This window comes from Micromonospora sp. Utrum1, assembly GCF_057197805.1.
This window is the reverse complement of record NZ_CM170071.1, coordinates 4,728,517-4,750,274: the sequence shown is the minus strand read 5'-3', so window position 1 is coordinate 4,750,274 and position 21,758 is coordinate 4,728,517. Positions and strand designations below refer to the sequence as shown.

Genomic DNA, 21,758 nt, shown 5'->3' with positions numbered 1-21,758 from the left:
GTGAGCAGCACCATCAACGCGCCGGCCGAGGCGGGGTCGGTCGCGCCGCGGGCGGTCCTGGCCGCCCGCAACGGCGTGGCGGTCGTCTTCGCCCTCAACGGGCTGGCGGTGGCCACCTGGTTCTCCCGGGTGCCCGCGATCCGCGAGACGCTCGGACTGAGCGCGGGGCGGCTCGGCCTGCTGCTGCTGGCCATGTCGGCCGGCGCGCTGGTGGCCATGTCCACCGCCGGACTGGTCACCCTGCGGCTCGGCCCGGCCCGCACCGTGGTGGCCTCGACCGTGCTGGTCGCGCTCGGACTGGCGGGCGCCGGCCTCTCCGCCAGCCTGGCCGGCTCGCTGGTCGGCGTCGTGGTCGGGCTCTTCGCCGTGGGTTACGGCTCCGGCAGCTGTGACGTCGCGATGAACGTGGAGGGCGCGGCGGTGGAGAAGCGGCTCCGCCGAACCATCATGCCCCGGTTTCACGCCGCCTGGAGTCTCGGCTCGGTCGCCGGGGCCGGGATGGGCGCCGGCGCGGCCCGGCTGGGCGTACCGGTGGGCTGGCACCTGCCCGTGATCGCCGCGGTGGTCCTGGCCGGCACGCTGCTCGGCGCCCGCGCCTTCCTGCCCGCCCCGGCCGAGACGGCCGATTCGGCCGACCCGGCCGCCCACCGGCGCGCCCTGCTGGCCACCTGGCGGGAGCCGCGCACCCTGCTCATCGGCCTGTTCGTGCTGGTGATGGCGTTCACCGAGGGCAGCGCGAACGACTGGCTGGCGGTGGCCTTCGTCGACGGGTACGGGGTGAGCGAGGCCGCCGGCGCCGCCGTCTTCGGGGTCTTCGTGGTCGGCATGACCCTCGGCCGGACCGCCGGCACCGTGGCGATCGACCGGTGGGGCCGGGTGCCGGTGCTGTTCGGCACCATCGGGCTGGCCGCCACCGGGGCCACGTGCGCCGTGCTGGCCGGCTCCGGGCCGCTCGCCGTGGCCGGCGTGGCGCTGTGGGGCGTCGGGGCGTCGCTCGGCTTCCCGGTCGGGATGAGCGCCGCCGCCGACGACGAGGACCGGGCGCCGACCCGGGTCAGCGTGGTCGCCATGATCGGCTACACCGCCTTCCTCGGCGGCCCGCCGCTGCTCGGCTTCCTCGGCGACCGGCTGGGCATCCTGGACGCCCTCGGCGTGGTCCCGCTGCTCCTGCTGCCGACCCTCGCCCTGGTCCCGGTGCTGCGCCCGCCGGCCCGCTGACCGGTGGCCCGGGACGGGTAGCCGCCCCGCGGGCCGTCAGCGGACTCCCACCCGGCTCGCAGCCGGTTGCCAGGTACGGGTGCTGCACTGGGTGGGACGCCGAGGAGAGGAGGCGGGCATGGGGTGGTTCAGCCGGCGGGCCGCCGACCCGACGACCCCGACGAAGCTCGACCGGGAGGGGAACCGGGACGACCTGGCCGCGCTGGAGGCCTTTGTGGCCAGCCGGCGCGGGGTGGAGTTCTACCTGGAACCGGAGACCACCGCCACCGACACGACCGTGGTGGCGATCGCTCACGACGGGGAGTGGATCCGTCGCCGCACCGGTTCGCCCCGGGCCGCCGCGAAGATCGCCCAGAAGCACGCGGTCCCGCTCTACGAGGCCGCCCGCACCGGCTACCCCGAGCGGATGCGGACCTGGAACCGGGCCCACCCGGAGCGGCGCGCCCGCTGACCCGGCGTGGTCAGCCGGCGTCGCCGCCGGCCAGCGCGGAGCGCGCCTCGGCCAGCCGCAGCGGCTCGTCGTGGGCGGAGACGTACCAGGCGACGGCGTCGTCGAGCAGGCTCGTAGCGAGGGCCAGGTCGGGGCCGTCCGCCGGGGTCCGCAGGTGCGCGGGCGGCGGGTACCAGCAGTCACCGAGCAGCAGCACCCCGGAATCCGGCACCAGCACCACCGCGGAGTCCGGCGCGTGCCGGCCGCCCACGTGCCGGACCACCACCCCGGTCGGCAGGGTCAGATCGTCGGCGAAGGTGCGCGTCGGCGGCAGCACCGCGAAGCCGTCCCAGGAGTCGACCGCCAGGGCCCGGGCCCGGAAGCTGTGCCCGAGGCGGGGGTTCTCGCGGACCTGCTCGCGCAGGTAGCGGTGGCTCCACGGCCGGGTCGCCTCGGCGCGCATCAGGGCCACCGCCGACTCGTGCCCGACGATCTCCACGCCCGGCCAGGCGCAGGCGCCCCAGACGTGGTCCCAGTGGTGGTGGGTGTTAGACCAGCCAGCGCGGTTCCGGCAGCCCGGCCGCGCTCAGCGCCGCCTGGATCTCCCGGGCGTGGGCGGGACTCTGTCCCGCGTCGACGATCACACTTCCACGGTCGTCGGCGACCACCGCCACGGTCGGGCGGACCGCGAGCGGGTCGGGATCGCCGGGGAACAACCAGACCCGACCGGCGAGATGTCGCAGCGCCACCGGCAATTCCTCCCCGCTCCGTGACACCCGGTCCACGGTCGACCGCGATGCTATCGGGCGGGTGCCGATCCAGGCTGCCCGGCTGCGGCGACGCGATCTCCGGACGCGGAATGACGCACGGCGGGAATGCTCGCCACGGGCCGTGGGAATGCCGCCATTCCCAACGACTCACGCCATTGAACCTTTCCGCGTAACGGTGTGAGTGCGGCGGGTAGCCGCCTTGGCGGTCGGTGCGGACACGCCCGAACCTGTTGCGGTGCGAGGGAAAGACGCAGAACCCCGGTATGAAGTGGTCCTCTCACAGATCAACTTCAGTAGGGGTCCTGCGTCGCCATGAGTGTCACATACACCGCCGAGCTGTCCGTGCGCGAGGAGACCGTGTTGTTCCTGTCCGGGCTCCTGCACGGGCAACGGCAGCGGCTCGGGACCCGTACCGGGACGCGGTCGCTGAGCTGCTTCAAGCAGGCGATCCTGGTGATCCGCTGGTTCCTTGACGGCACTCGGGTCAAGCAGTTGGCCATCGACAACCAGGTCAGCTCATCGACCGGCTACGCCTACCTGCACGAGGGCATCCGGGTCCTCGCCGCGCACGCGCCGGGCCTGGAATCGGTGCTGTTGGCCGCGAAGATGGCCGGCTACGCGCACGTGAACATCGACGGGACCCTGATTGAGACCGACCGGTGTCGCACCCCCGGACCGACGCCGGGAGTGGACCTGTGGTGGTCCGGCAAACACGACAACCACGGTGGCAACGTGCAGGTCGTGACCGCTCCGGACGGGTGGCCGCTGTGGACCTCACCAGTACGGCCCGGCCGGGAACACGACACGACCGCCCTACGCGAACACGACATCCTGCCCCTGCTGGTCACCTGGACCAACGACCAGCGGCGGGTACTCGGCGACCTCGGCTACGAAGGCGAAGCCGACACGATCACGACCGCGTTCAAAAAGCCGAAGAACGGCTCCTGCACCACCGTGCAGCAGCAGTTCAACAAGGCACACAACGGCGTCCGCGCCATCGGCGAACGCGGCAACTCCCTGCTCAAGACCACCTTCAAAGCGCTGCGCAACGTCAGCCTGTGCCCCTGGAGCATCGGCAGGATCACCGCGGCGGCCCTCGTACTCCTGCACGTCGAGCACAACCGCACAACCTGATCACCCAACGCCACGACCCGTTACGCGGAAAGGCTCATTGCATCCGGGCCGGAGAATGCCACCGGCCCATCGACCGTAGCGGATGTCGCCGGCCGGGCGGGACGGCGGGGGACCCGGCGTTGACCCACGCCGGGCGGCTGTGGCAGCATTCGCGGCCTGACGGCAGTGAAGGAAGCCGGTGCGATTCCGGCGCGGTCCCGCCACTGTCACCGGGGAGCGATCCCCCCTCGTGAGTCACGGCCGTGCGTGCGCGGTTGGAAGGCCGGGGGTGAGCGTCGATCCGGGAGCCAGGATACTTCGGCCGTCGGAGAGCCCCAGGGCGTGGACACCCGAGGAGGAACCGATGCACGGCCTTTCCGCCATCGACGACTGTCGTCGTATCCGGCCGGCGCGCACCGACGCGCCATTGACCGCTCACCCCGCCCCGCCGGCCGCCGCGCCGCGCGCCGGGCGGACCCGCGCCGTCCGCCGCTGATCGTCCCGCCGGGATCCGCACCCGGCCGGGCGCCGCTGCCGACGTTCCGTCGCTGAGTCGTCCGCCGGACCCGCGTACCCGCCGAACCCCGCACCCGCCCCGCCCGCCGCCGGTCCCACCGCGCCGCCGGGCGTCACGCTCCGGAGCCGTCCGTGCGCATCCTGCTGCTCTCCACCGCCGACACCGACCTGCTCGCCGCCCGCGCCAGCGGCGCCGACTACCGGCTGGCCAACCCCGCCCGGGTCGCCGCCGACGCCGTGCCCGCGCTGCTCGACGGCGTCGACCTGGCCGTCGTACGCCTGCTCGGTGGCCGGCAGGCGTGGCCGGACGGCCTCGCCGCGGTGCTCGCCTCCGGCGTGCCGACCGTCGTGCTCGGCGGCGAGGCGGTGCCCGACGCGGAGTTGATGGCGGCGTCCACGGTGGCCGCCGGGGTGGCCGCCGAGGCGCTCGCCTACCTGGTCGAGGGCGGCCCGGAGAACCTCGCCGAGCTCGCCCGGTTCCTCTCCGACACGGTGCTGCTCACCGGCGAGGGCTTCGCCCCTCCCGTGCCCACCCCGCCGCACGGGATCCTCGGCCCCGACCCGGCGCCCGACGGCCGGCCCGTGATCGGCATCGTCTTCTACCGGGCGCACGCCCTCGCCGGAAACACCGCCTTCGTCGAGACCCTGGCCCACGCGGTCACCGCGGCCGGCGGGCAGCCGCTGCCGGTGTTCTGCGGCTCGCTGCGCGGGCTCACCCCGGGCGCGGCCCCGCTCGACCTGTTCGCGCGCTGCGACGCCCTGGTCGTGACGGTGCTCGCGGCCGGCGGGGCGGTCGCCGCGGACGCCTCCGGCGGCGGCGACGAGGACGCCTGGGACGTCGGCGCGCTCGCCGCCCTGGACGTGCCGATCGTCCAGGCGCTCTGCCTGACCAGCGACCGCGGCCGATGGGCGACCAGCGACGCCGGACTGTCCCCGATGGACGCCGCCATGCAGGTGGCCATCCCCGAGTTCGACGGCCGGATCGTCAGTGTGCCGTTCTCGTTCAAGCAGATCGACGCCGACGGGCTCTCGGTCTACCAGCCCGACCCGGAGCGCGCCGCCCGGGTCGCCGGCATCGCCGTCCGGCAGGCGCGGCTGCGGCACGTCCCGAACGCCGACAAGCGCCTGGCCGTCGTGCTCAGCTCGTACCCGACAAAGCACTCCCGGGTCGGCAACGCCGTCGGGCTGGACACCCCGGCCTCGGCGGTCCGGCTGCTCGCCGCCCTGGCCGAGGCCGGCTACCACCTGGGTGACGCTCCGGTGCCCGACGACGGGGACGCCCTGATCCACGCCCTGATCGCCGCCGGCGGCCACGACGTCGAGTGGCTCACCCCCGAACAGCTCGCCGCCGCCGAGGCGCGGGTGCCGGGAGAGACCTACCGGCGCTGGTTCGACGCGGTCCCCGCCCCGCTGCGGGAGCGGATGCGGGAGCACTGGGGCGAGCCGCCCGGCCGCCTCTACACCGACGGCGGCGACGTCGTCCTGGCCGGGCTGCGCTTCGGCAACGTGGCGCTGCTCATCCAGCCGCCCCGCGGCTTCGGCGAGAACCCGGTGGCCATCTACCACGACCCGGACCTGCCGCCCAGCCACCACTACCTGGCCGCGTACCGCTGGCTCGCCGCGCCGGTCGCCGACGGCGGCTTCGGCGCGGACGCCGTGGTCCACCTCGGCAAGCACGGCACCCTGGAGTGGCTGCCCGGCAAGGGCCTCGGGCTGGCCGCCGACTGCGCGCCCGACGCGGTCCTCGGTGACCTGCCGCTGGTCTACCCGTTCATCGTCAACGACCCCGGCGAGGGCACCCAGGCCAAGCGGCGGGCGCACGCCGTGGTGGTCGACCACCTGGTGCCGCCGATGGCCCGCGCCGAGACGTACGGCGACCTGGCCAAACTCGAACAGCTCCTCGACGAGTACGCCACCGTGCAGGCCCTCGACCCGGCCAAGGCGCCCACCGTGCAGCGGCAGATCTGGGACCTCGTTCGCGCCGCCGAGCTGCACCACGACCTGCACCAGGCGGAGATGCCCGCCGACGACGACTTCGACGACTTCGTGCTGCACCTCGACGGCTACCTCTGCGAGGTCAAGGACGTGCAGATCCGCGACGGCCTGCACGTGCTCGCCGAGGCGCCCGCCGGGGAGGCCCGGGTCAACCTGGTGCTCGCCGTGCTGCGCGCGCCGCAGGTCTGGGGCGGGGTCCGCGCGCTGCCCGGGCTGCGCCAGGCCCTCGCCGCGCACGCCAGCCTCGACGAGGCGGCGCTGCTCGCCGCGCCCGGCGCGCGGATCGCCGTGCCGGCGGTGCTCACCGAGGCCGTCGACGGGCCGGCGGCCACCGCCGCCGACGCCGTCGACCTGATCGAGGCCCTGGCCCGCCGGCTGGTGCTCGGCATGGAGACCCTCGGCTGGGACGACACCAAGGCCGGCGCCGTGGTCGAGGAGGTGGTCGGCGGGCCGGTGCCCGACGCCACCGAGGTGCTCCGCTTCGCCGCCCGCGAGGTGGTGCCCCGGCTGGACCGCACCACCGACGAGATCGACCGGCTGCTCGGCGCGCTCGCCGGCCGGTTCGTCCCGCCCGGCCCGTCCGGCTCGCCCACCCGCGGGCTGGTCAACGTGCTCCCCACCGGGCGCAACTTCTACTCGGTCGACCCGAAGGCCATCCCCAGCCGCAACGCCTGGGACGTCGGAGTGGCCCTCGCCGACTCGCTGCTCGCCCGGCACCTCGCCGACACCGGGGCGTACCCGCGCTCGGTCGGGCTCACCGTCTGGGGCACCAGCGCCATGCGCACCCAGGGCGACGACATCGCCGAGGTGCTGGCGCTGCTCGGGGTCCGTCCGACCTGGGACGACCGGTCCCGCCGGGTCACCGGCGTCGAGGTGCTGCCGCTGGCCGAGCTGGGCCGCCCCCGGGTCGACGTCACGGTGCGCATCTCCGGCTTCTTCCGGGACGCCTTCCCGCACGTCGTCGCCCTCATCGACGACGCCGTCCGGCAGGTCGCCGCGCTCGACGAACCGGCCGCCGACAACTACCTGAAGGCGCACGTCGACGCGGACGTCGCCGAGCACGGCGACCGGCGCCGGGCCACCGCCCGCATCTTCGGCTCCAAGCCCGGGGCGTACGGGGCCGGGCTGCTGCCGCTCATCGACGCCCGGAACTGGCGCACCGACGCCGACCTCGCCGAGGTGTACGCCGTCTGGGGCGGCTACGCGTACGGGCCGGGGCTGGACGGGCGGGAGGCGCGGGCCGACATGGAACGCTCCTTCGCCCGGATCGCCGTCGCCGTGAAGAACCAGGACACCCGCGAGCACGACATCGTGGACTCCGACGACTACTTCCAGTACCACGGCGGGATGGTGGCCATGGTCCGCCACCTCACCGGCGACACCCCGGCCGCGTACGTGGGCGACTCGGCCATGCCGCACGACGTGCGGACCCGCACCCTCGGCGAGGAGACCCGCCGGGTGTTCCGGGCCCGGGTAGTCAACCCGCGCTGGATCGCCGCCATGCGCCGGCACGGCTACAAGGGCGCCTTCGAGCTGGCCGCCACCGTGGACTACCTGTTCGGCTACGACGCCACCGCCGGCGTCGTCGACGACTGGATGTACGAGCGGCTCGCCGAGGCGTACCTCTTCGACCCGGAGACCCGGGAGTTCCTGGAGCGGTCCAACCCGTGGGCGCTGCGCGGCATCGCCGAACGGCTGCTGGAGGCCGCCGACCGGGGGCTGTGGGCCGCACCCGAGCCGGCCACCCTCGACCGCCTGCACGAGACGTACCTGGCCAGCGAGGGCGACCTGGAGGACCGGCAATGACGTCGTACCCGTTCAGTGCGGTGCTCGGGATGGACGAGATGCGCCTCGCCCTGCTGCTCAACGCGGTCAGCCCCGCCATCGGCGGGGTGCTGGTCCGGGGCGAGAAGGGCACCGCCAAGTCCACCGCCGTACGCGCCCTCGCCGGGCTGCTGCCCCCGGTCGACCGGGTCGCCGCCTGCCGTTTCGCCTGCGATCCGGCCGCACCCGACCCGGGCTGTCCGGACGGGCCGCACCCGGCCGGGTCGGCGGCCGAGCGCCGCCCGGCCCGCCTGGTCGAGCTGCCGGTGGGCGCCGCCGAGGACCGGGTGGTCGGCTCGCTCGACCTGGAGAAGGCCCTCGCCGAGGGGGTACGCGCCTACGAGCCCGGCCTGCTCGCCGCCGCCCACCGCGGCGTGCTCTACGTCGACGAGGTCAACCTGCTCCACGACCACCTGGTCGACCTGCTCCTGGACGCCGCCGCGATGGGCCGTTGCCACGTCGAGCGGGAGGGCGTCTCGGTCAGCCACGCGGCCCGGTTCCTGCTGGTCGGCACCATGAACCCGGAGGAGGGGGAGCTGCGCCCGCAGCTGCTCGACCGGTTCGGGCTCACCGTCGAGGTGGCCGCCAGCCGCGACCCCGCCGTACGCGCCGAGGTGGTCCGCCGCCGGCTCGCCGCCGACGCCGACCCGGCCGGCTTCGCCGCCGGCTGGGCCGAGGCGGACGCCGAGGTGGCCCGCCGGGTGGCCGCCGCCCGGCTCCGGCTGCCCGGGGTGGCGCTGCCCGACGCGGCGCTGCGGCAGATCGCCGAGGTCTGCGCCGCGTTCGACGTGGACGGCATGCGCGCCGACATCGTCACCGCCCGCACCGCGGTGGCCCACGCTGCCTGGCAGGGCCGGGACCGGGTGGCCGCCGACGACGTCCGGGTCGCCGCCCGGCTGGCCCTGCCGCACCGCCGCCGCCGGGACCCGTTCGACACCCCGGGGCTGGACGAGCAGCGCCTGGACGACGTGCTGCGCCGCGCCCGCGAGCAGCACCCCGACGACGGCCCGGACGACGACGGCCCGGACGGCGGCCCCGGCGGCGGGCCCGGCCCGGACGGCGGCCCCGGCGGCGGGTCCGGCCCGGACGGCGGTTCCCGGGGCTCGGCCGGGCCGGGTGGCGCCGGGCCGGACCCCGACGGTGCCGGCCGGTCCGCGCGCGGGAAGGGCGGTGCCGACGGCCGGGACCGGCCCGGGGCGTCCAACGACGGGCCGTCAGATGACGGGCGTGGCGGGGCCGGCCGGGACGGCCGCTGGCCGGCCAACGGCCGCGCCGGCCATCCCGACGGGACGGGCGCCGACGACCGGTCCGGCGACGACCGGTCCGGCGACGGCCCCACCGGCCGCGACGCCGCCTCGTCGGTCCGGTCCGGCCATCCCGACGACGACCGGTCCGGCGACGAGAACGGGAACGGCCCCGACGTCGACCGGTCCGGCGACGGCGGTGGTGGCCGGGGACGGCCGCGGGCGCGCCGGTCCGCTGCCGCCGGGCGTCCGGGGGATCCCGACGGCGCCGAGGGACGGCCCGGGACCGTGGCCGTGCCCGAACGGGGGCTGCGCGCCCGGCTGTTCACCGCGCCCGGCTTGGGCGAGGGCGTGCCGGGCCGGCGCTCCCGGGCCCGCACCGGGCGGGGCCGCACCACCGGGGCCCGGGTGCCCGCCGGCCGCGCCGACGCGCTGCACCTGCCGGCCACCGTCCGGGCCGCCGCCCCGTACCAGGCGGTCCGGGGCCGGGCCGGCGGCCCGCTGCGGCTGCGCCCGTCGGACGTGCGCGAGGCGGTCCGCGAGGGGCGCGAGGGCAACCTGGTCCTGTTCGTGGTGGACGCCAGCGGGTCGATGGGCGCCCGGGAGCGGATGTCCGCCGTGAAGGGCGCGGTGCTGGCGCTGCTCACCGACGCGTACCAGCGGCGGGACAAGGTGGCGGTGGTCGCCTTCCGCGGCACGGGCGCGCAGACCCTCCTACCAGCCACCTCCTCGGTGCTGGCCGCCTCGGCGCGGCTGGCCGACCTGCCCACCGGCGGGCGTACCCCGCTCGCCGAGGGGCTGCTCGCCGCCGCCGACCTGCTCCGGGTGGAGCGGCTGCGCGACCCGAAACGGCGCCCCCTCGTGCTGGTGGTCACCGACGGCCGGGCCACCGCCGGCCCCCGCCCCCTCGACCGGGCCGCCCGCGCGGCGGCCGTACTCGCCGCCACCGGAGCCCCCTGCGTGGTCGTCGACTGCGAGTCCGGCCCGGTCCGCCTCAACCTGGCCCGCCGCCTCGCCACCCAACTCCGGGCCCCCCACCACCCCCTCTCCGACCTCACCACAGCCCCACCATCCCGGCGATCTTGCACCTTCGGCCCCGACACAAGGGACGGAAGCGCCCAGGAGCGGGGCCACAACCGCAAGATCGCGGACGTCCATCCAGGACCGAACAGGAGCGTTGCCTGATGCCGCAGGGGAAGCCGAGCCACGTGCCCGCCGACGGGTTGACCACTCGGCAGCGGCGTCACCGGCCGCTGTTGATCGTCCATACCGGACAGATGAAGGGGAAGTCGACGGCCGCGTTCGGGCTGGCGCTGCGGGCCTGGACCGCCGGGCTGCCCATCGGCGTCTTCCAGTTCGTCAAGAGCGCCAAGTGGCGGGTGGGGGAGGAGAACGCCTTCCGGGCCCTCGGCGAGGTGCACGAGCGGACCGGGCAGGGCGCCCCGGTGACCTGGCACAAGATGGGCGAGGGCTGGTCCTGGATCCAGCGCGGCGGCGCGGCCGACCACGCCGAGGACGCCCGCGAGGGCTGGCGGCAGATCCAGCGCGACCTGGCCGCCGAGCGCTACGGGCTCTACGTGCTCGACGAGTTCACGTACCCGATGAAGTGGGGCTGGGTCGACGTCGACGAGGTGGTCGCCACGCTGCGCGACCGGCCCGGCTTCCAGCACGTGGTGATCACCGGCCGGGACGCCGACCCGCGGCTGGTCGAGGCGGCCGACCTGGTCGCCGAGCTGACCAAGGTCAAGCACCCGATGGACGCCGGCCAGAAGGGCCAGAAGGGCATCGAATGGTGACCCCCTGGGCGCTGCCCCGGCTGGTGGTGGCCGCCCCGGCCAGCGGGCACGGCAAGACGACCGTGGCCACCGGGCTGCTCGCCGCGCTGCGCCGCCGCGGTCTGGCGGTCAGCCCGCACAAGGTCGGCCCGGACTACATCGACCCCGGCTACCACGCGCTGGCCGCCGGCCGTCCCGGCCGCAACCTCGACCCGTGGCTGGTCGGCCCGGAGCGGATCGCCCCGCTGCTGCGCCGCGGCGCGAGCGTGCCCAGCCCGGCCGACGTGGCCGTGGTCGAGGGGGTGATGGGGCTGCACGACGGCGCGGTCGGCCACGGCGGGTACGCCTCCACGGCGCACGTCGCCCGGCTGATCGAGGCGCCGGTGCTGCTGGTGCTCGACACCACCGCGCAGGGCCGCTCCGCCGCCGCGCTGGTGCTCGGCCTGCGCGCCTTCGACCCGGCGGTGCGCATCGGCGGGGTGGTCCTCAACCGGGTCGGCTCGCCCCGGCACGAGACCCTGCTCCGCGACGCGCTCGCCGAGGTGGACGTGCCCGTGCTCGGCGCGGTGACCCGGGCCGCCGAGGTGGCCGCGCCGTCCCGCCACCTCGGGCTGGTGCCGGTCGCCGAACGGGCGCCCGAGTCGGTCGCCGTGGTGGCCGCGCTGGCCGACCTGGTCGAGTCCACCGTGGACCTCGACGCCGTGCTGGCCTTGGCCCGCACCGCGCCGCCGCTGACCGCGCCCGCCTGGGCCCCGGCCGCCGCGGTCGGCGGTCCCGCCGGCACCGCCCGCCCGGTGGTCGCCGTCGCCGGCGGGCCGGCCTTCACCTTCTCGTACGCGGAGACCGCCGAACTGCTCACCGCGGCCGGTGCGGAGGTGGTGACCCTCGACCCGCTGCGCGACGAGGCCCTGCCGTCCGGCACCCGGGCCGTGGTGATCGGCGGCGGGTTCCCCGAGCTGCACGCGGACGCCCTGACCGGCAACACCGCGCTCCGCGCCGAGCTGGCCGGCTTCGACGGCCCGGTGGTCGCCGAGTGCGCCGGGCTGCTCTACCTCGGGCGCGCCCTCGACGGGGTGCCGATGTGCGGGCGGCTCGACCACACCGCCCGGATGACCGGCCGGCTCACCCTCGGCTACCGGGAGGCGGTGGCCGCCGCCGACTCCCCGGTGCACCGCGCCGGCGACCCGGTACGCGGACACGAGTTCCACCGCACCGTCACCGACCCCGGGCACGGCGACCGCGCCGCCTGGCACTGGGACGGCACCCCGCACGGCTTCGTGGCCGGCCCGGTGCACGCGTCCTACCTGCACACCCACTGGGCCGGGCATCCCGAGGCGGCCCGCCGGCTGGTCGAGGCGGCGAGCCGGTGAACCCGCCCAGCCACCCACCGGCGGCCCCGACCGGCCCCACGCCCAGCCACCCGCCGGCCGCCCCGACCGGCCCCACCCCCAGCCGGCCGGTGCCCGCCGGGCCGGGGCGCGTGGAGCGACCGTCCGCCCCGCCCGCCGCCGTGCTGACCGGGATCGGGGTCGGACCCGGCGACCCGGAACTGCTGACGCTGAAGGCCGCCCGGCTGCTGGGCGAGGCCGACCTGGTGTTCGTACCCGTGCTGGACCGGCACGCCGCGGACCCGGACGCGCCCGCGGGCCGGGCCGAGACGACCGTGCGGGCGCACGTGCCCGCGGACCGGCTGCGCCGGCTGCCGTTCGCCCTCGACGACCGGGGCGGGGTGACCGCCCGCCGGGAGCGGGCGTGGGACGCCGCGGCGGCGGCCGTGGTGGGCGCCGTCGACGCGGGCGCCCGGTCGGTCGCCTTCGCCACCATCGGCGACCCCAACGTCTACTCCACCTTCGGCTACCTCGCCGACGGCGTCCGGGCGCGGCGGCCCGGGGTCGAGGTGCGCACCGTGCCCGGCATCACCGCCATGCAGGAGCTGGCCGCCCGGGCCGGCGTGCCGCTCTGCGAGGGCCGCGAACCGCTCACCCTGCTGCCGGCCACCGCCGGGCTCACGCCGGTCGCCGACGCGCTCGCCGGCCCCGGCACCGTCGTCGTCTACAAGGGCTGGCGCCGCCACCCCGACCTGGTCGACGAGCTGCGCCGGCAGGGCCGGCTGCCGGATGCCGTGCTGGGCCGGTCGCTCGGCCTGCCCGGCGAGCGGATCGGGCCGGTGGACGCCACCGCCACCGACCTGCCGTACCTGTCGACGCTGCTGGTCCCGGCCCGCCGGGACGGCCGGGGAGGAAAACTGTGACCACCACCGGCAAGGTCTGGTTCGTCGGGGCCGGCCCCGGCGCGGCCGACCTGCTCACCCTGCGCGCCGCCCGGGTCATCGCCGAGGCCGACGTGGTGATCTGGGCGGCCAGCCTGGTGCACGCCGACGTGCTCGCCCACGCCCGCCCCGGCGCCGAGATCGTCGACTCCTCCCAGCTGCCCATCGAGGGGGTCCGGCCGCTCTACGAGCGGGCCGCGGCCGACGGGCTGACCGTGGCCCGGATCCACTCCGGCGACCCGGCCCTGTGGGGCGCCGTGCAGGAGCAGCTCGACCTGTGCCGCGACCTCGGCCTGGCCGTGGAGGTGGTGCCCGGGGTGTCCTCGTTCACCGCGGTCGCCGCGCTGGTCGGCCGGGAACTGACCATCCCCGAGGTCGCCCAGTCGGTGATCCTCACCCGGCTGGAGGGCGGCAAGACACCGATGCCGCACGGCGAACGGGTGCGCGACTTCGCCCGGCACGGCACCACCATGGCGCTGTTCCTCTCCGCCGCCCGCTCCGGGCAGGCGCAGGCGGAACTGCTGGCCGGCGGATACCCGCCGGAGACCCCGGTGGTGGTCGCCTACCAGGCGACCTGGCCGGACGAGCTGGTGGTCCGGTGCGCGCTGGGCGAGCTGGAGGCCACGGTCAAGGCGCACAAGCTCTGGAAGCACACCCTGTTCCTGGTCGGTCCGGCGCTCGCCGCCACCGGCACCCGCTCACACCTCTACCACCCCGGGCACTTCCACACCTACCGGCGGGCCGAGCCGGGCGCCCGCGCCGCGCTGCGCCGCGCCCGCGCCGACCGGTCCGGCGACGCCGCCGACCCGACCGGGGACGGCCGGTGACGTACCCCGAGCCGCCGCTGCGCGAGCCGGACCTGCCGCGTACGGCGAAGGTCCGGCCCACCGCGCTGCGGACCGGCTGGACCACCGGCGCGTGCGCCACCGCGGCGACCAAGGCGGCGCTGACCGCGCTGGTCACCGGCGAGCCGCAGCGCCAGGTGGAGATCGGCCTGCCGGCCGGCCGGCGGGTCACCTTCGCGGTGGCCCGCTGCGACCTGGAACGCGCCCAGCGGGCCGAGGCCGTGGTGGTCAAGGACGCCGGCGACGACCCGGACGTCACCCACGGCGCCGAGCTGACCGCCACCGTGACCTGGCGGGACGAGCCGGGGCTGCGCCTCGACGGCGGGCCGGGCGTCGGCACCGTCACCCGGCAGGGGCTCGGCCTCGAGGTGGGCGGGCCGGCGATCAACGAGACCCCGCGCCGCATGATCGGCCAGGCCGTCGCCGAGGTGGTCGACCTCGGCGAGACCGGCGTCCGCGTGGTGATCAGCGTGCCGCGCGGCGAGATCATGGCCCGCAAGACCACCAACCGGCGGCTCGGCATCCTCGGCGGCATCTCCATCCTCGGCACCACCGGGATCGTCCGGCCGTTCTCCACCGCCTCCTGGCGGGCCAGCGTGGTGCAGGCCGTGCACGTGATGGCGGCCCAGGGGGAGCGGACCGTGGTGCTCTGCACCGGCGGGCGTACCGAGCGGGCCGCCCGGGCGCTCCTGTCGGAGCTGCCCGAGGTGTGCTTCGTCGAGGTCGGCGACTTCACCGGCGCGGCGGTCACCGCCGCGGTCGGCGACGGGATGACCGGGGTGGTCTTCGTCGGCATGGCCGGCAAGCTGGCCAAGCTCGCCGCCGGGATCCTGATGACCCACTACACCCGGTCGAAGGTGGACCTGTCGCTGCTCGGCGCGGTCACCGCCGAGGCCGGCGGCGATCCGGAGCTGGTCGCCGCCGTCGCCGCGGCCAACACCGGGCGGCACGCGTACGAGCTGTGGGCGGCCGCCGGGCTGCTCGGCCCGGCCGGCGACCTGCTCTGCCGGCGGGTCCGGCAGGTGCTGCGCCGCTTCGCCGGCCACGCGGTCACCGTCGACGTGGCCATGGTGGACTTCGCCGGCGCCCGCGTGGTCGCCTCCTCGGGGCGGTGGGCCGCGTGACGCCGACCGTGCTCGTGGCGGGGATCGACGCCGCCGGCCGGCCGGCGCACCCCGCGCTCGCCGCCGCGCTGGCGGACGCCGGGCTGGTCGTCGGCGCGGCCCGGCACCTCGCGGCCGTCCCGGTGCCGGCCGGCTGCGCCACCGTCGTGCTCGGCCCCCTCGCCCCCGCCCTTGACCGGCTCGCCGCCGCCGTCGCCGCCGGCACGCCCGCCGTGGTGCTGGCCAGCGGCGACCCCGGGTTCTTCGGCATCGTCCGCCGGCTCCGGGCGGCCGGCCTGCCGGTGCGGGTGCTGCCCGCTGTCTCCAGCGTCGCCGCCGCGTTCGCCCGCGCCGGGCTGCCCTGGGACGGCGCGGCCGTGGTCACCGCGCACGGCCGGGACCCACGTCCCGCGCTCAACGCCTGCCGGGCGCTGCCCGCCGTCGCGGTGCTCACCGCCCCCGGCGCGGGCGCGGCCGAGCTGGGCGCCGGCCTGGCCGGCTGGGACCGCCGCCTGGTCGTCGCCGAACACCTGGGCACCCCTGACGAGCGGGTCACCTGGACCACCCCGGCCGAGGCCGCCGCGACAACCTGGTCCGACCCGCACGTAGTCCTGAGCCTGGCCCCGGAGACCGTCCCCGTCACGGCCGAGGACGCGGCCGCGTCGATCTTGCACTTACGGCCCGACGCGCGTCCGGTTCGGGCCTTTTGCCCGGGCACGAAGTGCAAGATCGCGGGGGGCGACGCCGGGATGCGTCGCGATGACCAGCCTGCCGCCGCGCCTGCCGGGGGGTGGGCCTTGCCCGAGTCCGCGTACGGCCATCGGGACTCGATGATCACCAAGGCGGAGGTCCGGGCGCTCGTGGTGGCCCGGCTGCGGCCCCGGCTGGGCCGGCTGGTCTGGGACGTCGGCGCCGGCAGCGGCTCGGTCGGCATCGAGTGCGCGCTGCTCGGCGCGGCGGTGCTCGCCGTGGAACGCGACCCGGACGCGCCGATCCGGGCCAACGCCGCCCGGCACGGCGTCGACGTCCGGGTGGTGACCGGGACCGCCCCGGCGGCCCTGGCCGGGCTGCCCGACCCGGACGCGGTCTTCGTCGGCGGGGGCGGCGTGGACGTGCTCGCCGCGGTGGCCGACCGCCGCCCGCCCCGGGTGGTCGTCACCCTCGCCGCGCTCGACCGGGTCGCCCCGGCCGTGCACCTGATGCGCGCCGCCGGCTACGCGGTCGACGGCTGCCAGCTCGCCGCGGCCCGTCTCGCCGACCTGCCCGGTGGCTCGCTGCGCCTGGCCGCCGCCAACCCGGTCGTCGTGCTCACCGGGGAGCTGCCATGACCGTCCACACCGCACCCACGGGGGAGCAGATGACCTGCATCGGACTCGTCGCGGCCACCGCCGCCGGCCGGCGGCACACGCGTACCCTCGCCGCGGCCTGGCCGCACGCCCGGCCCGTGGAGGCGGAGAGCGTCGCCGAGGCGCTGCGGGCGGCCTGGCGGGAGTGCGACGCGGTGGTCGCCTTCCTGGCCACCGGCGCGGTGGTCCGGATCCTCGCCCCGCTGCTCGCCGACAAGCGGACCGACCCGGCCGTGGTGGTGGTCGACGAGGCGGCCCGGCACGCGGTGGCCCTGCTCGGCGGGCACGCCGGCGGTGCGAACGCCCTCGCCGCCGAGGTCGGCGCGCTGCTCGACGCCCGGCCGGTGGTCACCACCGCCACCGACGCGGTCGGCCTGCCCGGGCTGGACACCCTCGGCTGGCCGGTGGAGGGCGCGGTGGCCGCGGTGTCCCGGGCGATGCTCGACGGCGAGCCGGTCCGGCTGGTCGCCGACGCCACCTGGCCGCTGCCCGCCCTGCCGGAGCACGTCCGCGTCGAGGTCACGCCCCCGCCGGCCGGCGCCGGCAACCCGGGTGCGGCGGGACGGGACGGGGACGGCGCGGGCGGCTGGCGGATCCTGGTCACCGACCGGCTCGTCCCGCTCGACGGGCGGACCGTGGTGCTCCGGCCGCCGTCCCTGGTCGCCGGGGTCGGCTCCAGCCGGGGCGTGCCCGGCGCCGAGGTGACCGACCTGCTGAGCCGGGTGCTCGCCGACGCCGGCCTCAGCCCGGCCAGCCTGCGCTGCCTGGCCAGCGTGGACCTCAAGGCCGACGAGGCGGGCATCCGGGCGACCGCCGAGGCGTACGGCGTACCCCTGGAGACCTGGCCGGCGGCGGAGCTGGCGGCGGTCGACGTGCCGCACCCCAGCGAGGTGGTCCGCGCCGCGGTCGGCACGCCGAGCGTCGCGGAGGCCGCGGCGCTGCGCCACGACGGCACGCTGCTGGTGCCGAAGACCGCCTCGGCGATGGCCACCGTCGCGGTGGCCCGGCGCGCCCCGCGCGGCCGGCTCGCGCTGGTCGGCCTCGGCCCCGGCGCCGCCGACCTGCGCACCCCGCGCGCGGTGGCCGAGCTGCGCCGGGCCGCCGTGGTGGTCGGCCTGGACCAGTACCTCGACCAGGTCCGCGACCTGCTCCGCCCCGGGACCCGGGTGCTGGCCAGCGGGCTCGGCGCGGAGGAGGAGCGGGCCCGGGCCGCGGTGGCCGAGGCCACCGCCGGCCACGCGGTCGCCCTGGTCGGGTCCGGCGACGCCGGGGTGTACGCGATGGCCAGCCCCGCCCTGGAGTACGCCGACGACCGGATCGACGTGGTCGGCGTGCCCGGGGTGACCGCGGGCCTCGCCGCGTCCGCGCTGCTCGGCGCGCCGCTCGGGCACGACCACGTCTACCTGAGCCTGTCCGACCTGCACACCCCGTGGGAGGTGATCGTGGGCCGGATCGCCGCCGCGGCCGAGGCCGACCTGGTGGCGCTGCTCTACAACCCGCGCAGCCGCACCCGGGACTGGCAGCTCGGGGCGGCGCTGGCGACCTTCGCCGCGCACCGGCCGCCGGACACCCCGGTCGGCGTGGTGCGCAACGCCAGCCGGCCCGGGCAGCGGGTACACCTGGCCAGCCTGGCCACCTTCGACCCGGCGCTGGTCGACATGTACAGCGTGGTGGTGGTCGGCAGCTCGCAGACCCGGGTGGTCGCCGGCCGGATGGTCACGCCCCGGGGGTACCGGTGGCGGTCGTGACCATCGGCCCCTGCCAGGGCTGCGGCGCCTGCCTGCTCACCTGCCCGGTGCACGCCATCCGCCCCACCCCCGCCGGCCTCCGCGTCACCGACCGCTGCACCGGCTGCCTCGAATGCCTGGAGATCTGCCCCGTGGACGCCATCCGCGTCGACCCCGAACCCGGAGGAGAGCGATGACCTCGACCCCGACCGCCGCCCCGACGACCGCTCCCACCCTCGGCCGCTGGAGCCGCGCCGAGCGGGCCCGCCTCGGCGGCATCGTCTGCGCGGTCGCCGCCCTGCACGTCGCCGGCGTGACCCTCTACCTGTACTGGAACCACCAACCGGTGGCGGCCGGCGGGCTGGCCGGCGCCGGCACCCTGGCCTACGTGCTGGGGGTGCGGCACGCCTTCGACGCCGACCACATCGCCGCCATCGACGACACCACCCGGCTCATGCTGCTGCGCGGCCGGCGGCCGGTCGGTGTCGGCTTCTTCTTCGCCCTCGGGCACAGCGCCGTGGTGCTGCTGCTCGCCGTGGTGGTGGGTCTCGCCTCCACCCGGCTGACCGGCGCCCGGATGGCCGGCGTGCGCGAGGTCGGCGCCACCGTCGCCGTCGTCACCGCCACCGGCTTCCTGCTGCTGGTGGCGGCCCTCAACGCGGTGGTGCTGGCCGGGCTGGCCCGGCTCTGGCGGCGGCTGCGCGCCGGCGCGCTGGACGAGACCGAGCTGGACCTCATGCTCCTCAACCGGGGACTGATGCACCGGATCCTCGGGGCCCGGGCCCGCACCCTGGTCCGCTCCTCCTGGCACATGGCCCCGGTCGGCTTCCTCTTCGGGCTGGGCCTGGAGACGGCCAGCGAGGTGACCCTGCTGGCGCTCTCGGCGAGCACCGCCGCCGCCGGCGGGCTGCCGGTGCTGGCCCTGCTCACCCTGCCGCTGCTCTTCGCCGCCGGAATGTCCGCCATGGACACCGCGGACAGCCTGCTGATGAGCCGCGCCTACTCGTGGGCGTACCGGCAGCCGGCCCGGCGGCTCTGGTACAACCTGGCCACCACCACGATGACCGTGCTGGTCGGCGGCCTGGTCGCCAGCGTCTACCTGGCCGGGCTGCTCGCCGACCACCTCGGCGCCACCGCCCTGGCCGGGTACGCCTCGATCGCCGACCACTTCGAGCAGCTCGGCTACGCCGTGGTGGGCCTCTTCGCACTCGCCTGGGGCGGCGCCGTGCTGGTCTGGCGGCTGCGCGGCTACGACCGCCGCTACGGGCGGGCGGAATCATGACCCGCACCGTGCACCCGATCGAGGCGGAGTCCTACCGGATCCTGCGCGACCGGGTCGACCTGTCACACCTGCCGCCGCTGACCCGGGCGGTCACCGAACGGGTGGTGCACGCCAGCGCCGACCTCGACTACGTCACCGACCTGGTCTGCGACGAGGCCGGCCTGGCCGCCGGGCTGGCCGCGCTGCGGGCCGGCGCGCCGATCGTCACCGACGTGTGGATGGTCGCCGCCGGCATCACCCGGGCCGGGCGGGAGATCGTCTGCCCGGTCGCCGAACCGGCCGCCGCCGACCTGGGCCGGGCCACCGGCCTCACCCGCTCGGCCGCGGCGATGCGGATCGCGTACGACCGGGTCGGCCCGGGCGCGGCCTGGGTGGTCGGCTGCGCCCCCACCGCGCTGGTCGAGCTGATCGGCCTCGACGCCGCCCCGGCGCTGGTGGTCGGCCTGCCGGTCGGCTTCGTCGGCGCGGCCGAGTCCAAGGCGGCGCTGCGGGCCAGCGCCCTGCCCGCCGTGTCCAACGTGGGGGAGAAGGGCGGCTCCGCGGTGGCCGCCGCCGCCCTCAACGCCCTGCTGTACCTGGAGGACAAGTGAAGCACCTTCCCCCGCTGCTGATCGTCGGGCACGGCACCCGCAGCACGGCGGGCGTCGCCCAGTTCGCCGCGCTGGTCGAGCGGATCCGCCGCCGGGGCGCCCTCGCCGACGTCGACGGCGGCTTCATCGAGCTGTCCCGCCCGCCGCTGACCGACGCCGTCGGCGCGCTGGTCGATCGGGGCCACCGCCACCTGGTGGCGCTGCCGCTGGTGCTGGCCGCCGCCGGGCACGGCAAGGGGGACATCCCCGCCGCCCTCGCCCGGGAGAAGCAGCGCCACCCCGGCCTGCGGTACGCGTACGGCCGGCCGCTCGGGCCGCACCCGCTGCTCCAGGAGGTGCTGGCGCGGCGGATCGACGCGGCGCTCGACGGCGCCGACGGGGCCGGCACCTGGGTCGCGCTGATCGGGCGCGGCTCCACCGACCCGGACGCCAACGCCGAGGTGACCAAGGTGGCCCGGCTGCTCTGGGAGGGGCGCGGCTACGCCGGCGTGGAGCCCGGCTTCGTCTCGCTCGCCGAGCCGTCCGTGCCGGCCGTGCTGGAGCGCCTGCGCCGGCTCGGCGCCCGGCGGATCGTGGTCGCCCCGTACTTCCTCTTCGCCGGGGTGCTGCCGGACCGGATCGTGGCGCAGAGCCGGGAGTTCGCCGCCGACCATCCCGGCCTGGACGTGCGGGTGGCCGAGGTGATCGGGGACTGCGACGCCCTCGCCGACCTGGTCCTGGAACGGCACGCCGAGGCGCTGCGCGGGGACATCCGGATGAACTGCGACACCTGCGCGTACCGGGTGGCGCTGCCCGGCTTCGCCGACAAGGTGGGGCGGCCGCAGACCCCGCACCACCACCCCGACGACCCGGCCGACGGCCACGGCCACCACCACCATCACCACGACGCCGACCACCACGAGCCGGCGCTGCGGCCCGGGCAGGTGGCCGTGGTGGGCGGCGGGCCCGGCCCGGACGACCTCATCACGGTACGCGGCCGGGCACTGCTCGACGCCGCGGACGTGGTGGTCGCCGACCGGCTCGCCCCGGCCGGGCTGCTGCGCCGGCTCCGCCCCGGCGTGCTGCTGGTGGACGCGGCCAAGGTGCCCCGGGGTCCGTCGATGGCCCAGGACACCATCAACGACACGCTGATCGCGCACGCCCGCGCCGGCCGGCGGGTGGTCCGGCTCAAGGGCGGCGACCCGTACGTCTTCGGCCGCGGCCACGAGGAGGTCCTGGCCTGCGCCGCGGCCGGGGTGGAGACGGTGCTGGTGCCCGGAGTGAGCAGCGCGGTGGCCGCCCCCGCCCTGGCCGGCGTGCCGGTGACCCACCGCGGCGTGGCGCACGAGGTGACCGTGGTCTCCGGGCACCTGCCGCCGGGGCACCCGGACTCCCTGGTGGACTGGGCCGCGCTGGCCCGGGCCCGGGGCACGCTGGTGCTGCTCATGGCGGTCGACACCGTCGGGCGGATCGCCGCCGACCTGCTCGCCCACGGACGCGCGCCCGAGACGCCGGTCCTGGTGGTCCGGGACGCCGGCCAGCCGGAGCAGTGGACGGCCCGGTGCCGGCTGGACGAGGTCGGCGCGCTCGCCGAGCGGGACGAGGTCCGGCCACCGGCGGTCTTCGTGGTCGGACCGGTGGTGGCGCTGGCGCCCGCGGCCGAGCCGGTCGTGGCGGCGACGCCCGCCCCGGCCTGACCCGGACCGCACGCCGAGCCGCCGCTCGCACCGGA

General features: G+C 77.0%; 17 protein-coding genes, 2 pseudogenes and 1 riboswitch. Of the genes and pseudogenes, 17 read left to right on the top strand and 2 right to left on the bottom strand.

Translation table 11 applies throughout. The annotated features are described in order from the left end of the window. Together AC0OLQ_RS22340 and AC0OLQ_RS22335 are read left to right on the top strand one after the other, a co-directional pair. Nucleotides 1–1,218, top strand: coding sequence for an MFS transporter (locus AC0OLQ_RS22340; RefSeq protein ID WP_484527859.1), 1,218 nt, complete (start codon nucleotides 1–3; stop codon nucleotides 1,216–1,218). Nucleotides 1,219–1,336: 118 nt separating this feature from the next. Next, nucleotides 1,337–1,669 carry a hypothetical protein gene (locus AC0OLQ_RS22335; RefSeq protein WP_484527858.1) on the top strand — a complete coding sequence of 111 codons (333 nt, stop codon included), beginning with the start codon at nucleotides 1,337–1,339 and terminating at the stop codon, nucleotides 1,667–1,669. Between the two features lie 10 nt (nucleotides 1,670–1,679). On the opposite strand, the gene AC0OLQ_RS22330 is transcribed toward AC0OLQ_RS22335, so the two are convergent. Together AC0OLQ_RS22330 and AC0OLQ_RS22325 are read right to left on the bottom strand one after the other, a co-directional pair. Beyond that, nucleotides 1,680–2,147 carry an MBL fold metallo-hydrolase gene (locus tag AC0OLQ_RS22330; RefSeq protein WP_484527857.1) on the bottom strand — a complete coding sequence of 156 codons (468 nt, stop codon included), beginning with the start codon at nucleotides 2,145–2,147 and terminating at the stop codon, nucleotides 1,680–1,682. A gap of 49 nt (nucleotides 2,148–2,196) precedes the next feature. Continuing rightward, nucleotides 2,197–2,397: a hypothetical protein gene (locus AC0OLQ_RS22325; RefSeq protein ID WP_484527856.1), complete on the bottom strand. Its 201-nt coding sequence runs from the start codon at nucleotides 2,395–2,397 to the stop codon at nucleotides 2,197–2,199. A 333-nt stretch (nucleotides 2,398–2,730) separates the two neighbouring features. Between AC0OLQ_RS22325 and AC0OLQ_RS22320 the strand changes: the two genes are divergently transcribed. From AC0OLQ_RS22320 to cobA, 15 genes and pseudogenes are all read left to right on the top strand, one after another. Continuing rightward, the gene (locus AC0OLQ_RS22320) at nucleotides 2,731–3,552 is read left to right on the top strand and encodes an HARBI1 family protein (RefSeq protein WP_484527855.1); all 822 of its coding nucleotides are present in this window, start codon (nucleotides 2,731–2,733) and stop codon (nucleotides 3,550–3,552) included. A 168-nt stretch (nucleotides 3,553–3,720) separates the two neighbouring features. Next, nucleotides 3,721–3,850, top strand: a riboswitch (cobalamin riboswitch). Nucleotides 3,851–3,895: 45 nt separating this feature from the next. Beyond that, on the top strand, nucleotides 3,896–4,027 hold the full coding sequence (locus AC0OLQ_RS22315; RefSeq protein WP_484527854.1) for a hypothetical protein: 132 nt from the start codon (nucleotides 3,896–3,898) through the stop codon (nucleotides 4,025–4,027). Between the two features lie 152 nt (nucleotides 4,028–4,179). Next, nucleotides 4,180–7,848: a cobaltochelatase subunit CobN gene (gene cobN / locus AC0OLQ_RS22310; protein ID WP_484527853.1), complete on the top strand. Its 3,669-nt coding sequence runs from the start codon at nucleotides 4,180–4,182 to the stop codon at nucleotides 7,846–7,848. Next, nucleotides 7,845–10,178: pseudogene (locus AC0OLQ_RS22305) on the top strand (VWA domain-containing protein); the annotation flags it as partial. The gene cobN and the pseudogene AC0OLQ_RS22305, both read left to right, overlap by 4 nt. Before the next feature lie 116 nt (nucleotides 10,179–10,294). Further along, complete coding sequence (cobO, locus tag AC0OLQ_RS22300; protein ID WP_484527852.1) at nucleotides 10,295–10,906, top strand: cob(I)yrinic acid a,c-diamide adenosyltransferase; 612 nt, start codon at nucleotides 10,295–10,297, stop codon at nucleotides 10,904–10,906. Then, nucleotides 10,900–12,255 carry a cobyrinic acid a,c-diamide synthase CobB gene (locus AC0OLQ_RS22295; RefSeq protein ID WP_484527851.1) on the top strand — a complete coding sequence of 452 codons (1,356 nt, stop codon included), beginning with the start codon at nucleotides 10,900–10,902 and terminating at the stop codon, nucleotides 12,253–12,255. Before cobO ends, AC0OLQ_RS22295 begins: the two co-directional genes overlap by 7 nt. 110 nt (nucleotides 12,256–12,365) lie before the next feature. Next, complete coding sequence (gene cobI / locus AC0OLQ_RS22290; protein WP_484532405.1) at nucleotides 12,366–13,136, top strand: precorrin-2 C(20)-methyltransferase; 771 nt, start codon at nucleotides 12,366–12,368, stop codon at nucleotides 13,134–13,136. Further along, complete coding sequence (cobM, locus tag AC0OLQ_RS22285) at nucleotides 13,133–13,981, top strand: precorrin-4 C(11)-methyltransferase (RefSeq protein WP_484527850.1); 849 nt, start codon at nucleotides 13,133–13,135, stop codon at nucleotides 13,979–13,981. The genes cobI and cobM overlap by 4 nt, the downstream gene beginning before the upstream one ends. Further along, entirely contained in the window at nucleotides 13,978–15,123 is a 1,146-nt protein-coding gene (locus AC0OLQ_RS22280) for a cobalt-precorrin-5B (C(1))-methyltransferase (RefSeq protein ID WP_484527849.1), read from the top strand. Before cobM ends, AC0OLQ_RS22280 begins: the two co-directional genes overlap by 4 nt. Further along, the gene (gene cbiE, locus AC0OLQ_RS22275; protein WP_484527848.1) at nucleotides 15,111–16,430 is read left to right on the top strand and encodes a precorrin-6y C5,15-methyltransferase (decarboxylating) subunit CbiE; all 1,320 of its coding nucleotides are present in this window, start codon (nucleotides 15,111–15,113) and stop codon (nucleotides 16,428–16,430) included. Before AC0OLQ_RS22280 ends, cbiE begins: the two co-directional genes overlap by 13 nt. After that, complete coding sequence (gene cobJ / locus AC0OLQ_RS22270; RefSeq protein ID WP_484527847.1) at nucleotides 16,427–18,196, top strand: precorrin-3B C(17)-methyltransferase; 1,770 nt, start codon at nucleotides 16,427–16,429, stop codon at nucleotides 18,194–18,196. Before cbiE ends, cobJ begins: the two co-directional genes overlap by 4 nt. Continuing rightward, nucleotides 18,184–18,342: pseudogene (locus tag AC0OLQ_RS22265) on the top strand (4Fe-4S binding protein); the annotation flags it as partial. The gene cobJ and the pseudogene AC0OLQ_RS22265, both read left to right, overlap by 13 nt. Before the next feature lie 26 nt (nucleotides 18,343–18,368). After that, nucleotides 18,369–19,457, top strand: a complete 1,089-nt coding sequence (locus AC0OLQ_RS22260) for a HoxN/HupN/NixA family nickel/cobalt transporter (protein WP_484527846.1) — start codon at nucleotides 18,369–18,371, stop codon at nucleotides 19,455–19,457. Beyond that, complete coding sequence (locus AC0OLQ_RS22255; protein WP_484527845.1) at nucleotides 19,454–20,047, top strand: precorrin-8X methylmutase; 594 nt, start codon at nucleotides 19,454–19,456, stop codon at nucleotides 20,045–20,047. Before AC0OLQ_RS22260 ends, AC0OLQ_RS22255 begins: the two co-directional genes overlap by 4 nt. Further along, a complete protein-coding gene (cobA, locus tag AC0OLQ_RS22250; RefSeq protein WP_484527844.1) occupies nucleotides 20,044–21,723 on the top strand; it encodes a uroporphyrinogen-III C-methyltransferase in 1,680 nt (559 codons plus the stop codon). The genes AC0OLQ_RS22255 and cobA overlap by 4 nt, the downstream gene beginning before the upstream one ends. Nucleotides 21,724–21,758: the final 35 nt, after the last annotated feature.

Bases quoted from the DNA above. Each gene is read 5' to 3' on its own strand.
- AC0OLQ_RS22335 (WP_484527858.1), top strand. From the start codon at position 1,337: ATGGGGTGGTTCAGCCGGCGGGCCGCCGACCCGACGACCCCGACGAAG.
- AC0OLQ_RS22320 (WP_484527855.1), top strand. From the start codon at position 2,731: ATGAGTGTCACATACACCGCCGAGCTGTCCGTGCGCGAGGAGACCGTG.
- AC0OLQ_RS22315 (WP_484527854.1), top strand. From the start codon at position 3,896: ATGCACGGCCTTTCCGCCATCGACGACTGTCGTCGTATCCGGCCGGCG.
- cobO (WP_484527852.1), top strand. From the start codon at position 10,295: ATGCCGCAGGGGAAGCCGAGCCACGTGCCCGCCGACGGGTTGACCACT.
- AC0OLQ_RS22295 (WP_484527851.1), top strand. From the start codon at position 10,900: ATGGTGACCCCCTGGGCGCTGCCCCGGCTGGTGGTGGCCGCCCCGGCC.
- cobJ (WP_484527847.1), top strand. From the start codon at position 16,427: ATGACCGTCCACACCGCACCCACGGGGGAGCAGATGACCTGCATCGGA.
- AC0OLQ_RS22260 (WP_484527846.1), top strand. From the start codon at position 18,369: ATGACCTCGACCCCGACCGCCGCCCCGACGACCGCTCCCACCCTCGGC.
- AC0OLQ_RS22255 (WP_484527845.1), top strand. From the start codon at position 19,454: ATGACCCGCACCGTGCACCCGATCGAGGCGGAGTCCTACCGGATCCTG.